Below are 13,497 nucleotides of genomic sequence, written 5' to 3'. Positions count from 1 at the left end.
CCGGTTCGGACCAATTCGATCCACCGTCCGATGTGGATCCGGCTCCGCGCGTCCTCGGGCGCCCGCGGTCGCGTCTCCGTGCCTGCCGACGCCCGCAGCAGGGTCTCCGGGGCCGTTGCGGCTCAGGCGCAGGCGCGCAGCGCCTCGCGCAGCCGGTCGATGCTGCCGCCGAGCCCCCACCGCCGCTTGAGCTCGTCGAGGCGCTCGTCGTCCGCGGCGGTGGGGCTCAGCGCGTCGTCGCGGTCGACGACCGCGTCGGCATCGCGCACCACCCGCACCACCGAGGGCGCGGCGGCCAGGTACTCGGCGGCTTCGGCGAGCTTCGCCCGCAGCCGGGGGGTGAGCGCGCTCCTGCCGGTGCGCGCCGGTGCGGGCCCACCGGCCGCGGCCAGCAGCGCCTCCAGCGAGCCGAACTCGGTGATCAGCCGCGCCGCGGTCTTCTCCCCGACCCCGGCCACGCCCGGCAGCCCGTCGGACGGGTCGCCGCGCAGCACCGCCACGTCCGCGTAGTCCGCCCCGGCCCGCGCGGTGGTCAGCCCGTAGCGCTCGGCGAGCTCCGCCGGGCCGTAGTCCTGGGCCCTGGGCAGCCCCGCGCCGACGTAGCGCACCCGCACCGGCGAGGGTTCGGCGCGCACCAGCTGGAACAGGTCGCGGTCGCCGGTGACCACGTCGACCGGTGCGCTGCGCTCCCGCTCGGCGAGCGTGCCGATCACGTCGTCGGCCTCGTAGCCCCGGGCCTCGGCGGTGGCGATGCCCGCCGCGGCGAGCACCTCGAGGATCACCGGGATCTGCGGCCCGAGCACGTCCGGGACCTCCTCGGCCGCGGCGTCCTCCTCGGCGACGCGGTGGGCCTTGTACGAGGGCAGTGCGGCCACGCGGAAGGCGGGACGCCAGTCCTCGTCCAAGCAGGCCACCACGCGCGCGGGCCGCTGCTCGGTCAGCAGCCTGCCGAGCATGTCGCAGAAACCGCGCACCGCGTTCACCGGCGTGCCGTCCGGTGCCGTCAGCGAATCCGGCAGCGCGTAGTACGAGCGGAACCACAGTCCCGCCGAGTCGACGAGCATGAGCGCACCTGTCACGGGTGTTCAGCCTGCCACGGCGCGCACGCGGCCGCCGAGGCACCCGTGCCCGGAAGATGCGTCCCTGCGGCTACGCTGGCGACCATGGCCAGCATGCACGACAGCCCGAACTCCACGAGCGCGCTGGCGGCGCGCCTGAACCGGGCGGCCGAGGCCGCCGCGCGCGCCGACCTGGACGCGCTGCTGATCACCCCCGGCTCGGACCTGCGCTACCTGGTCGGCGCGGCCGGCGAGTCGTTCGAGCGCCTCAGCTGCCTGGTGGTGCCGGCCGCGGGGGTCGAGGCCGCGCCCGCGCTGGTGCTGCCCAAGCTGGAGGAGCTCGGCTACGCCGACGTGCCCGCCCAGCAGCTCGGCGTGGAGATGGTGACCTGGGTGGACGGGCAGGACCCGCACGGCATCGTCACCGATCTGCTGCACCGCGGCGGGAACGCCCCGCGGCGGGTCGCGGTGGCCGACGCCATGCCCGCGCTGCACGCCCTGCCGCTGCGTTCGGCGCTGCCGGGGGCCGAGCAGGTGCTGGCCGGGCCGGTGCTGCGCCACCTGCGCATGCGCAAGGATCCCGCGGAGCTGGAGGCCCTGCGCACCGCCGGTGCCGCCATCGACAGGGTGCACGCGCGCATGGGCGAGTTCCTGCGCCCGGGGCGCACCGAGGCGCAGGCCGGTGCGGACATCACCGCGGCGATCGAAGCGGAGGGCCACCGCGAGGCCGACTTCGTCATCGTCGGTTCCGGGCCGAACGGGGCCAGCCCGCACCACGCGCTGTCCGAGCGGGTGCTCGAGCGCGGCGACGTGGTCGTCGTCGACATCGGCGGGCCCACGCCCGAGGGGTACAACTCGGACTGCACGCGCACCTACGCGATCGGCGAGCCCGCCCAGGAGGACGTGCGCGGGACCTACGCGGTGCTCGAAGCCGCGCAACGGGCCGCGGTGCAGGCGGTGCGCCCCGGCGCGAGCGCCGAGGACGTCGACGAGGCCGCCCGCCGACCGATCGCCGAGGCCGGTTTCGGCGAGCACTTCGTGCACCGCACCGGGCACGGCATCGGGCTGGACGTGCACGAGGAGCCCTACATCGTCGGCGGCAACGACCTCTCCTTGGAGCCCGGCATGGCCTTCAGCATCGAACCGGGCATCTACCAGCAGGGCCGCTGGGGCGCCCGCATCGAGGACATCGTGCTGGTCACCGCCGACGGCGTGGAGAGCGTGAACAACCAGCCGCACGAGTTGGTGGTGCTCGACGCGTGAGCGACAAGACGCCGAACGCGTCCGGGGAGCTGGAACCGACCGACCGGGCGATCCTGCGGGAACTGGCCCACGACGGGCGGTGCAGCTTCACGGACCTCGCCGAGCGGGTCGGGCTCAGCGTCTCCGCGGTGCACCAGCGCGTCCGGCGGCTGGAGCAGCGCGGGGCGCTGCGCGGGTACGCGGCCGAAGTGGACGGTGAGCAGATCGGCCTGCCGCTGACGGCGTTCATCTCGCTCACCCCGACCGACCCGGCCGCCCCGGACGACTACCCGGACCGGCTGCGGCACCTGCCGGAGATCGAGTCGTGCTACTCGGTCGCCGGTGACGAGTCCTACATCCTGCGGGTGCGCGTGGCCTCGCCGCAGGGGTTGGAGGAGCTGCTGCGCCAGATCCGGGAAGCGGCGAAGGTCTCCACCCGCACGACCGTGGTGCTGTCGACCCCGTTCGAGAACCGCCCGCCCGACATCTGAGCCCGCCCGGCAGCTGGGGTCCCTGCGACCGGTGCCGGGCCGCGGGCCCGTCCGCGGGAACCGCCGCGCGGCTCAGGTGGGCGGAGGGTGCGGTGCTCATCCCCGGAGCGGGATCCGGTCGAGGTCCTCCCCGACGACGAGGGTGCCGGAGAACTCCTCGGCGGCGGCGTGCCAGCGCGGGTGCTCCAGCTCGCCGGGGACGAAGTGGTTGAGCGCGAGCGTCCGCACCCCGGCTTCCTCCGCCGCGCGCCCGGCACCGGGGACGGGGGTGTGGGCGGTGAGGTGGTGCTCGATCATGGAACGCTGCTGCTCGGTGCGTCCGTGCTCGTAGCGCTGGTGCACCCACTGCTCGTCGATGACCTCGTGCACGAGCACGTCGGAGTCGGCGGCGAGCTCGAGCAGGTTGTCGCAGACGCCGGTGTCGCCGGAGAAGGTGATCGAACCCTCCTCGGTGTCGAACCGGAAGGCGAAGGCGGGGGCGATGGGAGCGTGCTGGACGAGGGTGGCGCGCACCCGGACGCGGTCGTCCTCGTAGATCTCGAACGGGCGCGCGGGCGGGCACGGGGCGGTGTCGGGGTGGAAACCCACCGCGGCCGGCAGCGCGATGTCGCGGGCGGTGAGCAGCTCGCCCGGAGGGCGTCGGAGGTTGTCGCGGATGCGGTCGTTGACGTCGGTGGCGAAGGCCTGCAGGAGGTGCTCGGTCATCTCGGCCAAGCCCGGTGTGGGGTTGCTCGGGCAGACCGCCGGTGGTGTCTGCGCCGCGTGCGGTGAGGCGGGCGGCACCCCGCCGCGGTTGCCCGGTCCGAGAGCGGTGACGGGCCGGGCGACGCCTTCGAGGTTCTCGTACCAGCCGTAGAGCAGCAGGCTGATGAAGTCGACCGTGTGGTCGGAGTGCAGGTGGGTGATGAAGACCCCGCGCAGCCGGCCCAGGTCGAGGCCGGCCCGGACCGCCTGGCGGCCGACGCCGTAGCCGCAGTCGACGAGGTAGACCGCGTCGCCCGCGATGACGGCCGAGGCGATTCCGGCGCGGTCGCGCCGCCACCGCGGGCCGCCGGAGGTGCCGAGCAGGACCGCTTCGGGTGGTGCCGACATCATCGTTCCCTTCCCGCCCCGCTCACTCGAACATGCGGTAGACGGCTTCGGCGGTGCAGGCGGGCCGCTCACCGCCCTCGAGCTCGATGGCGGCGTCGACGGTGACCTGTGCGCCACCGGCGGGCAGGTCCTCGTACTGCTCGAGGGCGGCGGTGAGCCGCACTCGCGCGTCGGCGGGCACGGGGCTGACGAAGCGGAGCTTGTTGAGCCCGTAGTTGACCTTCGTGGTCACGCTGCGCACGGTGAGCACTTCCTCCCACATGGGGATGATCAGCGACAGCGTGAGGTACCCGTGGGCGACGGGGCCGCCGAAGGGGCTCTCGGCCTTGGCCCGTTCGGGGTCGGTGTGGATCCACTGGTGGTCGTCGGTGGCATCGGCGAAGGTGTTGATGCGCTGCTGGCTGACGGAGAACCACGAGCTGCTCCCGAGCGAGCGGCCCTCGAGCTCCGCGAGCTCGGCGAGGGTGTCCAGTGTGGTCGTCGTGGCGGTGGCGGACACGCTTCCTCCTGCGGTGTTCGGTGCGATGGGGTGGTCCGGAACCGCTCAGCGCAGGCCCAGCACGCGCAGCGCGTTCTCCTTGAAGATCAGCGGCCGGACCTCGTCCTTGATCTCCAGCTCCTCGAAGTCGCGCATCCAGCGGTCGGGCTGGATGACGGGGAAGTCCGAGCCGAACAGGACCTTGTGCCGCAGGAACGAGTTGGCGGCCCGGACCAGTTGCGGCGGGAAGTACTTCGGGGACCAGCCGGACAGGTCGATGTGCACGTTGGGTTTGTGCGAGGCGCTGGAGATGGCGGCGTCCTGCCAGGGCACCGACGGGTGGGCCATGATGATGGTGAGCTCGGGGAAGTCGGCGGCGACGTCGTCGAGCAGCATCGGGTCGGAGTAGCGCAGCTTGATGCCGTGCCCGCCGGGCAGGCCGGCACCGATGCCGGTCTGCCCGGTGTGGAACAGGGCCGGCACCCCGCATTCGGCCAGCGTTTCGTACAGCGGGTAGAAGTCGCGGTCGTTCGGTTCGAATCCCTGCAGGCTGGGGTGGAACTTGAACCCGCGGACCCCGTGGTCGTCGACCAGGGAGCGCGCTCGCTTGGCGGCGGCCCTGCCCCGCCAGGGGTCCACGGAGCCGAAGGGGATGAGCACGTCGTTGTGCTCGGCCGCTCGTTCGACGATCTCCTCGACGGAGTTGACCGGGTGTCCGGTGGCGGATCCGGCGTCGACGGTGAACACGATCGCGGCCATGTCGCGCTCGCGGTAGTGCTCGGCCACGGCCTCGATGCCGGGGGTGCGTTCCTGGCCGGACTTGAAGTACTTCGCGGAGGCGGCGATCAGGTCGTCGTCGAGGGACTTGTGGCCGCAGCTGTCGATTTCGACGTGCGCGTGCACGTCCAGCGCGGTGATCGCGTCGACGTCGACGCCGCAGGTGTAGGTGCTCATCGCGCGGCGTCCTCCTCGGGCAGCTTCTCGCCGACCGGTTCCACGTGCGCGGCGAAGGTGTCCGGCCACTCGCGGGCGATCGCGTCGGCGTCCCACCCGCCGTCGCGGTAGGCGGTGGTGGTCATGTCCGGGTGCGACCACAGCGCCAGGCGGTCCCCGCCGACGCCGACGGCCTGGCCGGTGATCCCGGCGGCTTCGTCCCCGGCGAGGAAGGCCACGACGCCCGCGGCGTCTTCCGGGCTGCCGAAGCCGAGCTCGCGGCGCGCGAAGGCGGGCAGCTGCTCGCCGTTGTGCAGCGCGTCGACGTAGTCCTTGAGGAAGGGCACCGTCCCGGTCATCGCGGTGGCCGCGACGGGGACGACCGCGTTGGCGGTGATGCCGGCGCGCTGCAGCTCCAGGGCCCAGGTGCGGACCATGCCGAGGATGCCGGCCTTGGCGCCGGAGTAGTTGGTCTGGCCGAAGTTGCCGCGTTGGCCCGCCGGCGAGCCGACGCAGATGATGCGCCCGCCCTCGCCCTGCTCGCGCATCCTGATCACCGCGGCGCGCACGCAGGTGAACGTGCCGCGCACGTGCACGTCGAGGACCTGGTCGAAGTCCTCGTCGGTCATCTTCCACACGACCTTGTCGCGCAGCACACCGGCGTTGGTGACCAGGACGTCCAACCGTCCGAAGTGCTCGACGGCTTCGCGCACCAGTGCCTCCGCGGCTTCCGTGCTCCCCACGGCGCCGACGGCGGCGTGCGCCCTGCCGCCGTCAGCCGTGATCGCGGCGGCGGCGTCGTTGGCGGCCTCGGCGTCGACGTCGTTGACCACGACCGCGGCGCCGCGGCGGGAGAGTTCGCGCGCGTAGGCGAGGCCGAGCCCCTGGCCGCTGCCCGTGACGATCGCGACCTTGCCGGTGAGATCCATGGCGACTCCTGGTGAGCGGTGTTGATGCCTAATTTAAATGCAAACTTCTATGGTTGAAAATATCAATGGTTAAGGAAATGGTACGTTGTGCGCAGTACGAACGGGAGGACATCCGATGAGCGCGAACAGTTCGTTGGCCGAGGACCTCGGCTTCCTGCTCTCCCGGGCCAGTGGCGTGGTGGCCAGATCGGCCAGCGACGCGCTGGCCCCCCTGGGGCTGCGGGTGCGGTCCTACTCGGTGCTGGCCCTGGCCGGCGAGGAGGAGGGAGGAGTGACCCAGCGGCGCCTGGCCGCCCTGATGGGGCTGGACCCCAGCCAGGTCGTGGCCCTGGTCGACGAGTTGGAGGGCCGCGGCCTCGTCACGCGGGCGCCCGATCCGGTCGACCGCCGCAACAAGCTCATCGTGGCCACGGAGGAGGGCCACCGGGTTCGCGGCGAAGCCCAGCAGCGCGTGGACGGGGCCCAGGAGGACCACTTCGCCCGGATCCCGCAGCAGCACCTCGAACAGCTCCGGGGCGTGCTGCAGCAGATCGTCTTCCCCGGCGAAGCGGCCACCGAGCAGGAGACCGCCTCGTCCGCGGCCGGGGAGTGACGGGTGCGCTGCGCGGGTGTCCCGGCGGTGCCGCTCCTGCGAGTGAGGCCGCTCCACCGCGGTGCCGCCGCGCTGCTTCGTCACGACTCCTGCCGGGCGAGCTCGTTGTCCTTGCTCTCGCGGGTGAGCAGGATGGCCACCACGCTGATCAGGCTCACCGCGGCCAGGAACCACACCACCGACATGACGTCGCGGCCGCTGGAGGCGTACAGCGAGGTGAGGATCATCGGGGTCAGTCCGGCGCCGAGCAACGTCGCGAGCTGGTACCCCAGCGAAGCCCCCGTGTAGCGGGCGGTGGTGCCGAACTGCTCGGAGATGAAGGCCGCCATCGGGCCGTACACCAGCCCCAGGGTGGTCTTGCCGAGGAAGAAGGCCAGGAGGACCAGCAGCGCGCTGCCCGAGGCCCACCACTGCAGCATCGGGTGCAGCAGCGCCACGAACAGCACGATTCCGCTGATCATGACCGGGCGCCGGCCCGCGATGTCCGACAGCCGGCCGCAGGCCACGACCGTGAAGATCTGGGTGAAGGAGGTCAGGGCGAAGCAGAACAGCACCACCTGCTGCTCGGCCCCCCGGTCCACGGCATAGGTCATCGCGAAGGTCGCCAGCATGACCTGCAGGGCGAACATGGCGCTGCTGCCGAAGGCGGTCAGCAGCAGGTTCTTCGGCCTGCGCAGCACCTGCAGGATCGGCACGGACGGCTTCTTCGCGGCGGGCTGCTCCATCGCGGCCTGGAACAGCGGGCTTTCCGACACCCGCGAGCGCACGAACAGGCCGACGGCCAGCAGCACCGCGGAGAACAGGAACGGGACGCGCCAGCCCCAGGCGAGGAACTGCTCGCGGGGGAGCGAGGAGAAGAGGCCCATCATCACGGTTCCCAGCACCGCCCCGGACGGGGCTCCGGCGTTGGTGAACGAGGCGGCGAACCCGCGTCGCTTCTTCTCCGAGTGCTCCAGGGACATCAGCGCGGCACCGCCCCATTCGCCGCCGACGGCGATGCCCTGGCCGATCCGCAGCAGCACCAGGATCACCGCTGCCCAGGAACCGATGACCGCGGCCGGCGGGATGAGGCCGATGAGGAAGGAGACCGCGCCCATGACGGACATCGCCAGGACCAGCATCCGCTTGCGGCCGAGGCGGTCCCCGAAGTGGCCGAGGACCACGCCGCCGAGAGGGCGGGCGAGGTAACCGGCGGCGAAGGTGCCGAAGGAGGCCACCGTGGCCGCCAGCGGCGCGAGATCGGTGAAGAACACCGGTCCGAACACCAGCGAGGCGGCGGTGGAGTAGAGCAGGAAGTCGTAGAATTCGATCGTGCTGCCGAGGTAGCTGGAAAGCACGACTCGTCGGATTTCTCCTCGTCGCTGCGCGGACGGAGCAGCGGCGACGTCGTTGGCCGTCATGGGGTCTCCGGTGGCTGGGGGAGGACTGCGGGCAGCAGGTCTGGGCGGCGGCTGCGCGGCGCCGGACGAGCGGTGCGGACGGACCGCCCGTGGCGCCGGTTCCGCGCGGGTGTCAGCCGGAGTGGTGCTCGCGGAGCTCGTGCTTGCGGATCTTGCCGCTGGCGTTGCGCGGGATCTCGTCGAGGAAGAGGAACGACTTGGGGACCTTGTACTTGGCGAGGCGCTCGGCGAGGTGGCCGACCAGGTCCTGTTCGGACAGTTCGCAGCCCTCCTCGAGGGTGAGGGCAGCGCGTCCGACCTCGCCCCACGTCTTGTCGGGAACGCCGAACACCGCGCACTCCGCGACGCCGGGAAGTTCCAGCAGGACGGCCTCCACCTCGGCGGGGTAGATGTTCTCCCCGCCGGAGATGATCATGCCCTTCATCCGGTCGACGACGGTGACGAAGCCGTCCTCGTCGGCGACACCGACGTCCCCGGAGCGGAACCAGCCCTGCTCGGCGAAGGCCTCGGTGGTGGCGTCCGGGCGGTTCCAGTAGCGCTGCGTGACGTTGGGGCCGCAGACCTGGATCTCGCCGCGCCACCCGGAGGGGATCGGCTCGCTGGACGGGTCGGCCAGCCGGACGTCGGTGAAGAAGTGGGGGACCCCGGCGGTACCCAGCTTGGGTTCGACGTTCTCGGGAGTGAGGATGAGCGCGCCCGGGCCGGTTTCGGTGAGGCCGTAGGCCTGGCACAGCGTGATCCCGCGGTCGGCGTAGGTGCGCAGCGTCCGCGGGGGGACCGGCGCGGCGGCGACGATCATCCGGCGGATCGACGAGAGGTCCGTCGCCTCCCAGTCCGGGTGGCTGCTGAGGGCGTCGCACATCGTCGGTGCGCCGAACATGTAGGTGACGCCCGCTCGTTCGATGGCGCGCAGGACCCGCTCGGCGTCGAAGCCCTCCTCGATGCACGCGGTACCGCCCTTGAGCAGGGTGGGCAGTGCGACGAAGTCCAGCGCCGCGGTGTGGAACAGCGGTGCGCAGACCAGCGAGACCTCGTCGCTGAGCAGGTCCAGGTCGACGACCGCGTTCATCGCGGAGAACACGATGTTGCCGTGGGTGAGCACCACGCCCTTGGGACGTCCGGTGGTGCCGGAGGTGTACATGATGCAGCACGGGTCGCCGTGGCAGACCGGTTCGTCGAGCCGCGCCGCGCCGGCACCGGCGATGACGTCCTCGTAACCCACCGCGCCGGTATCGGGTGCGCCGTCCACGACGACCCGCTGCGGGGTCGCGGCCCGCTCGGCGGCCGCGGTGCCGACGTCGGAGAGCTCGGCGGAGTGGATCAGCACCGACACGCCCGCGTCCTCGAGGGAGAAGGCGATCTCGGGCGTGGTCAGGCGCGCGTTGAGCGGGACGAAGATCGCCCCCAGCAGGCCCGAGGCGAACAGCGCCTCGAGGTAGGAGGGGTGGTTCCTGCTCAGCAGGGCCACGCGATCCCCGCGGGCGACGCCGAGTCCGCGCAAGGCGCGGGCCAGGCGCGTCACCCGGTCGTCGAGCTGGGCGTAGCTCCAGCGCGCCCCGCGGAAGGTGATCGCCGTCTTGTCGGGGGTCAGCCGGGTCCGCCGGTAGGGCCAGGAGCCCACACCTTCGTTGCGCATGCTTGCCCCTCCATGAGGTGGGTGCGAACTGCCGCTCGGCGAGCGTGCGGCCGATGGGCTTCCTTCGCGATGTCGGTGGTGCCCGCGTGCGCGTGCCGCCGCGGCGTTCCGGTGCGCGACGCCGCCCCGGCGAACTCCGCGGGGCGTGCTGCATCTCACAGGTAAACAGCAACGATTGAAACTGTCAATAAAGAGAGAACTCAATGGTTGCGCGGGAGCTGCGCCGCTCCACGAGTTCCGCGCTCACGCCGAGCGGACTTCGGCGTGACCGGCACGCTCGGTTCCGGAGCGCGCCGGACTGCGGCGTGGAGTGCGCGTCACGCCTTCCCGGCTGCGGCGTGCCAGGGGGTCGACGCGTCCGCGCGCCCGGACCTGTCGGCTCTGACGGCGCAGGCGTCTCCAGGAAGGCGTGAAGCCCACGGAGCGCGACAGCAGCCTTCGGCCAGTTCCGCGGCGACGGCGCAGTGCGCGTGCGCGGCGACCACAGCGGTCAGCGGAGCAGGCCCAGCCGCGAGGTACGCGGCGCACCCCCGAGCCCGGCGCTCGCCGGGCTCGGGAGGTCGGGGCGAACGGTCCGCGCGAGGAAGGGCCCGCGCTGGTCCCTCAACTGACCCGCAGCGTCACCTTGCCGCCGCTGTGCCCGGTGGCGACTTCCCGCTGGGCCCGCGCGGCCTCGGCGAGGGGGTGGCTGCTGGCGTGCCGGAGCGGCAGGCTCCCGTTGCGCGCGCTGTTGGCCAGCTCGGAGAGCACGTCGGCGTTCTTGTCCCCGGCCTTGCCGCTGGAGAACGTGATGCCCAGGTCGAACGCCGCGGGGTCGGCGATGGTCACGATCCGCTCGGTGGTTCCTCCGCGGAGGGTGACCGAGTCGGGCAAGGCCCCGGCACCGGCCGCGTCGAACACGGCGTCCACCCGGGAGCTGACCGCCCGCACGCGGTCCACGAGTCCCTGGCCGTAGTGGACGGGCGTCGCACCGAGGGAGGCGACGTACTCCGCGTTCGCCTCGCCGCAGGTGCCGAGCACGGTCGCGCCGCGCTGCACCGCGAAGCTCGTCGCGATCGCCCCGACGACCCCGCTCGCCCCGTGCACGAGCAGCACCTCGCCGGGCTGCGGGTGCAGCAGGCGCAGGCCGCGCAGTGCTGCTTCCCCGGCCACGGGCAACGCCGCCGCGTCGCGCCAGTCCAGGTCGCCGGGCTTCGACACCAGCACGCCGCCCAGCGCGCAGTCGGCGTAGGAGCCGCCCTGCGCCCAGCCGAACACCTCGTCACCCGCGGAGAACGCGGCATCCGGGGCGGCCGCGTCCACGACTCCGGACATCTCCAGCCCGGGTCGGTGCGGCAGTGCGGGCTCCCCCATCTCGCCGGCGCGGATCTTGCAGTCGGCCGGGTTGACGCCCGCCACGCGCACGGCCACGCGCACCTGCCCGGAAGCTGGTTCCGGCCGCTCGACCTCGTCGAGGCGCAGCACCTCAGGCCCGCCGAACTCGCCGAACTGGATGGCACGCATGGCCTTCCCTCCTCGCGCTGCTGCAGGGGCGAACCGCCGTCACCGCGGCCCCACCATCGCAACACCGCGTGCAACCACGCGCCCGCGACCCGCCCGCAGCGGCGCTCGTGCACCGATGGGGCGAAGAGCGGCCAGCGCGCTCCCGCGCGAGCCGGCGGTCCCGTGAGCCGGGGCTTCCCGTCCCGGACAGCCGAGTCGTCGTCCTGCTTCGACGCGTGCACCCCTCGACGAGCCGATGCGGGATTCACCAGCCGGCAGCCACCGACCTCCTGACCGGGCCGGTTCACGGCCGGTGCCGGCCCGCGGCCTCGTCCGCGGGCACCGCCCGCAGGTCCCCGCGCTCGTTCGGCAGGCACTCGGCCTGCTGCTCCCGCGTCGCCAGGAACTGGCCGAGGCAGCGGGCGATCTGCGCGTGGCCGGCGGCGTTGGTGTGGAAGGACTCCTGCATCGCGTGGCCGGCGCGCCGCTCGTCCTCCAGGCCGTGCCAGTCGATCGTCAGGCGCGTGAACCACTCGCCGTCGCCCGTGCGCGGGTCACCGGTGCAGGCCTCGTGGCCCACGCCGGCGCGGGAGAGGTCGAGGAACCGGGCGTCGGCCCGCTCGGCGACCTCCCGCAGCGCCTCGTTGAGCTGGGGCACGGCGCGGTCGCGGATCCACCGCAGGTCCGGGGTCAGGAACGGGCAGCCGGACAGGTCCTGCAGCGAGTCGGGCACGCCCGGTCCCACGGGGGAGGGGTAGGACTGCACCACGAGCGAGTACCCGCTCCGCGTGTAGCCGGCCTCGATCATGGCCGCGCGCACGTCGCGCAGCGCGGAGGTGACCTTCGGCCGCATCCGCTCCACCCGCTGCGGCCAGAGCTCGCGCAGCTCGCCCGAGCAGCCGGCGGGGTCGCGCCGGCCCCACGCCTCGACGCACCGGTTGACGGTCTCCACGAAGCTCGGGTCGTCGTTGGCCCCGACCTGCACGACCACGTCGGTGATGCGGTAGCGCCGGGCGATCTCGGCCAGCTGCTCCGACTGGGATTCCTCGGGGTACTCGGCCCGCGGGGAGTCGCCGACGGCGCCGGCCCGCGCCCCGGAGCAGGCCAGGTTGATCGTGGTCACGCCCCGCGGCACGGGCAGCTGGTGCACGGTGGCGGCGGGCGAGCGGTGGCACCAGTTGCCGTCGGCGCCGTCGGTGCCGGGGACGTAGTTGCCGGTGCCCTCGCCGGAGACCATGCTGTCGCCGAGGGTCACCACGGCCGGGGGCAACCGCTCGGGTTGCTCCGGAACCGTCGGCAGGTAGCGGTCGCTGGTGAGTACGGTGACCGCCAGCACACCGCACAGTGCCAACACGAGAAGCGTGGTCGTCCTGGTCGCCCGCACGCCACGCAGTCTAGGGGGCTGCGGGAGCGGGCGGCGGCCCGCCCGCGTGAGCGATGACACCCGGAATCGGTGGATTTCGCCCACAGGCAGGATCACACGGGCGTCCTGTGTCGTTGTCCCGGTGACTGCCCTGCAAACCCGGAGGTTCCCGACGCCGTGCCCATCTTCCCCGTGCTCCTGATCGGCGCCGCCGCCGAGATCGCGGTGCTCGTGCTCGTAGCCCAGGCCATCGGTGCGCTGCCCACCCTGGGGCTGCTGCTCGCCGGTGCCCTGCTGGGCACGTGGCTGGTCAAGCGCGAGGGGCGCCGCATGCTCGCCCAGTTCCGCGAGGCGGCCACGGCCCGCCGTCCCGCCGACCGCGAGGTCTCCGACGGGGTGCTCATCGCCGGCGGCGGGCTGCTGTTCCTCGTGCCGGGTTTCCTCAGCGACCTCGCGGGCCTGGTGTGCGTGCTCCCGCCGACGCGCTCGCTGCTGCGCAGGCGCATGCAGCGCTCCGCCGAGCGGCGCGCGCAGGCCATGCGCGAGCAGGTGCACCGGGGCTTCCCGGGCGGTTCCTTCGGTGCCGTCCCGTTCGGCACCGCCCCCTCCGGCGGCGGCCCCTCGGGCCCCGCGGGGCGGCGCGACGCGACCGGCGACGTGATCGACGGGGAAGTGGTGTCGGTCTCCGAGGACGACGAGGAGCAGCCGCGGCAGCGGCCGGATTCCGACGACGGCGGTCCCGACGCGCTGCCGCCGCGCCGCGGACCCAGCACGGCCTGACCGGGACGGGAACACCGGTGC

The 13,497-nt window shown here is 72.9% G+C and carries 13 protein-coding genes; 4 read left to right on the top strand and 9 right to left on the bottom strand.

Annotated elements, in window-relative coordinates; translation table 11 throughout:
* Window positions 1-122: 122 nt before the first annotated feature.
* Window positions 123-1,064 carry a 5'-3' exonuclease gene (locus tag ACVGV0_RS15400; protein ID WP_459160022.1) on the bottom strand — a complete coding sequence of 314 codons (942 nt, stop codon included), beginning with the start codon at window positions 1,062-1,064 and terminating at the stop codon, window positions 123-125.
* A gap of 99 nt (window positions 1,065-1,163) precedes the next feature.
* Between ACVGV0_RS15400 and ACVGV0_RS15395 the strand changes: the two genes are divergently transcribed.
* Window positions 1,164-2,321, top strand: coding sequence for a M24 family metallopeptidase (locus ACVGV0_RS15395; RefSeq protein ID WP_459156380.1), 1,158 nt, complete (start codon window positions 1,164-1,166; stop codon window positions 2,319-2,321).
* Window positions 2,318-2,791 (top strand): Lrp/AsnC family transcriptional regulator, encoded by a 474-nt coding sequence (locus ACVGV0_RS15390; protein ID WP_459156379.1) that lies wholly within the window; start codon window positions 2,318-2,320, stop codon window positions 2,789-2,791. Before ACVGV0_RS15395 ends, ACVGV0_RS15390 begins: the two co-directional genes overlap by 4 nt.
* Window positions 2,792-2,887: 96 nt before the next feature.
* Here the strand turns inward: ACVGV0_RS15390 and ACVGV0_RS15385 are convergent, their stop codons facing one another.
* The 4 genes from ACVGV0_RS15385 to ACVGV0_RS15370 are packed head-to-tail and all read right to left on the bottom strand — an operon-like array spanning window position 2,888 to window position 6,223.
* Window positions 2,888-3,886 (bottom strand): MBL fold metallo-hydrolase, encoded by a 999-nt coding sequence (locus tag ACVGV0_RS15385; protein WP_459156378.1) that lies wholly within the window; start codon window positions 3,884-3,886, stop codon window positions 2,888-2,890.
* 19 nt (window positions 3,887-3,905) lie between these two features.
* On the bottom strand, window positions 3,906-4,382 hold the full coding sequence (locus ACVGV0_RS15380) for a MaoC family dehydratase (RefSeq protein ID WP_459156377.1): 477 nt from the start codon (window positions 4,380-4,382) through the stop codon (window positions 3,906-3,908).
* A gap of 45 nt (window positions 4,383-4,427) precedes the next feature.
* On the bottom strand, window positions 4,428-5,315 hold the full coding sequence (locus tag ACVGV0_RS15375) for an amidohydrolase family protein (protein WP_459156376.1): 888 nt from the start codon (window positions 5,313-5,315) through the stop codon (window positions 4,428-4,430).
* Window positions 5,312-6,223, bottom strand: coding sequence for an SDR family NAD(P)-dependent oxidoreductase (locus tag ACVGV0_RS15370; RefSeq protein ID WP_459156375.1), 912 nt, complete (start codon window positions 6,221-6,223; stop codon window positions 5,312-5,314). The genes ACVGV0_RS15375 and ACVGV0_RS15370 overlap by 4 nt, the downstream gene beginning before the upstream one ends.
* A 115-nt stretch (window positions 6,224-6,338) precedes the next feature.
* Between ACVGV0_RS15370 and ACVGV0_RS15365 the strand changes: the two genes are divergently transcribed.
* Window positions 6,339-6,815, top strand: coding sequence for a MarR family winged helix-turn-helix transcriptional regulator (locus ACVGV0_RS15365; protein ID WP_459156374.1), 477 nt, complete (start codon window positions 6,339-6,341; stop codon window positions 6,813-6,815).
* Between the two features lie 80 nt (window positions 6,816-6,895).
* On the opposite strand, the gene ACVGV0_RS15360 is transcribed toward ACVGV0_RS15365, so the two are convergent.
* From ACVGV0_RS15360 to ACVGV0_RS15345, 4 genes are all read right to left on the bottom strand, one after another.
* Window positions 6,896-8,215 carry an MFS transporter gene (locus ACVGV0_RS15360; RefSeq protein WP_459156373.1) on the bottom strand — a complete coding sequence of 440 codons (1,320 nt, stop codon included), beginning with the start codon at window positions 8,213-8,215 and terminating at the stop codon, window positions 6,896-6,898.
* 112 nt (window positions 8,216-8,327) lie between these two features.
* The gene (locus ACVGV0_RS15355) at window positions 8,328-9,851 is read right to left on the bottom strand and encodes an acyl-CoA synthetase (RefSeq protein WP_459156372.1); all 1,524 of its coding nucleotides are present in this window, start codon (window positions 9,849-9,851) and stop codon (window positions 8,328-8,330) included.
* A gap of 603 nt (window positions 9,852-10,454) precedes the next feature.
* Window positions 10,455-11,354, bottom strand: a complete 900-nt coding sequence (locus tag ACVGV0_RS15350) for an NADP-dependent oxidoreductase (protein ID WP_459156371.1) — start codon at window positions 11,352-11,354, stop codon at window positions 10,455-10,457.
* A 283-nt stretch (window positions 11,355-11,637) separates the two neighbouring features.
* Window positions 11,638-12,687 (bottom strand): GDSL-type esterase/lipase family protein, encoded by a 1,050-nt coding sequence (locus ACVGV0_RS15345; protein WP_459160021.1) that lies wholly within the window; start codon window positions 12,685-12,687, stop codon window positions 11,638-11,640.
* Between the two features lie 186 nt (window positions 12,688-12,873).
* Between ACVGV0_RS15345 and ACVGV0_RS15340 the strand changes: the two genes are divergently transcribed.
* Window positions 12,874-13,476 (top strand): FxsA family protein, encoded by a 603-nt coding sequence (locus tag ACVGV0_RS15340; RefSeq protein ID WP_459156370.1) that lies wholly within the window; start codon window positions 12,874-12,876, stop codon window positions 13,474-13,476.
* The last annotated feature ends 21 nt before the right edge of the window (window positions 13,477-13,497 follow it).

It is taken from the genome of Salinifilum ghardaiensis (assembly GCF_054491345.1).
The sequence above is the reverse complement of the archived record's forward strand: the minus strand, read 5'-3'. Positions and strand labels throughout refer to the sequence as shown.

Coding starts and splice junctions, on each gene's coding strand:
- ACVGV0_RS15400 (WP_459160022.1), bottom strand. CDS start 1,064: ATGCTCGTCGACTCGGCGGGACTGTGGTTCCGCTCGTACTACGCGCTG.
- ACVGV0_RS15395 (WP_459156380.1), top strand. CDS start 1,164: ATGGCCAGCATGCACGACAGCCCGAACTCCACGAGCGCGCTGGCGGCG.
- ACVGV0_RS15385 (WP_459156378.1), bottom strand. CDS start 3,886: ATGATGTCGGCACCACCCGAAGCGGTCCTGCTCGGCACCTCCGGCGGC.
- ACVGV0_RS15375 (WP_459156376.1), bottom strand. CDS start 5,315: ATGAGCACCTACACCTGCGGCGTCGACGTCGACGCGATCACCGCGCTG.
- ACVGV0_RS15370 (WP_459156375.1), bottom strand. CDS start 6,223: ATGGATCTCACCGGCAAGGTCGCGATCGTCACGGGCAGCGGCCAGGGG.
- ACVGV0_RS15365 (WP_459156374.1), top strand. CDS start 6,339: ATGAGCGCGAACAGTTCGTTGGCCGAGGACCTCGGCTTCCTGCTCTCC.
- ACVGV0_RS15360 (WP_459156373.1), bottom strand. CDS start 8,215: ATGACGGCCAACGACGTCGCCGCTGCTCCGTCCGCGCAGCGACGAGGA.
- ACVGV0_RS15355 (WP_459156372.1), bottom strand. CDS start 9,851: ATGCGCAACGAAGGTGTGGGCTCCTGGCCCTACCGGCGGACCCGGCTG.
- ACVGV0_RS15350 (WP_459156371.1), bottom strand. CDS start 11,354: ATGCGTGCCATCCAGTTCGGCGAGTTCGGCGGGCCTGAGGTGCTGCGC.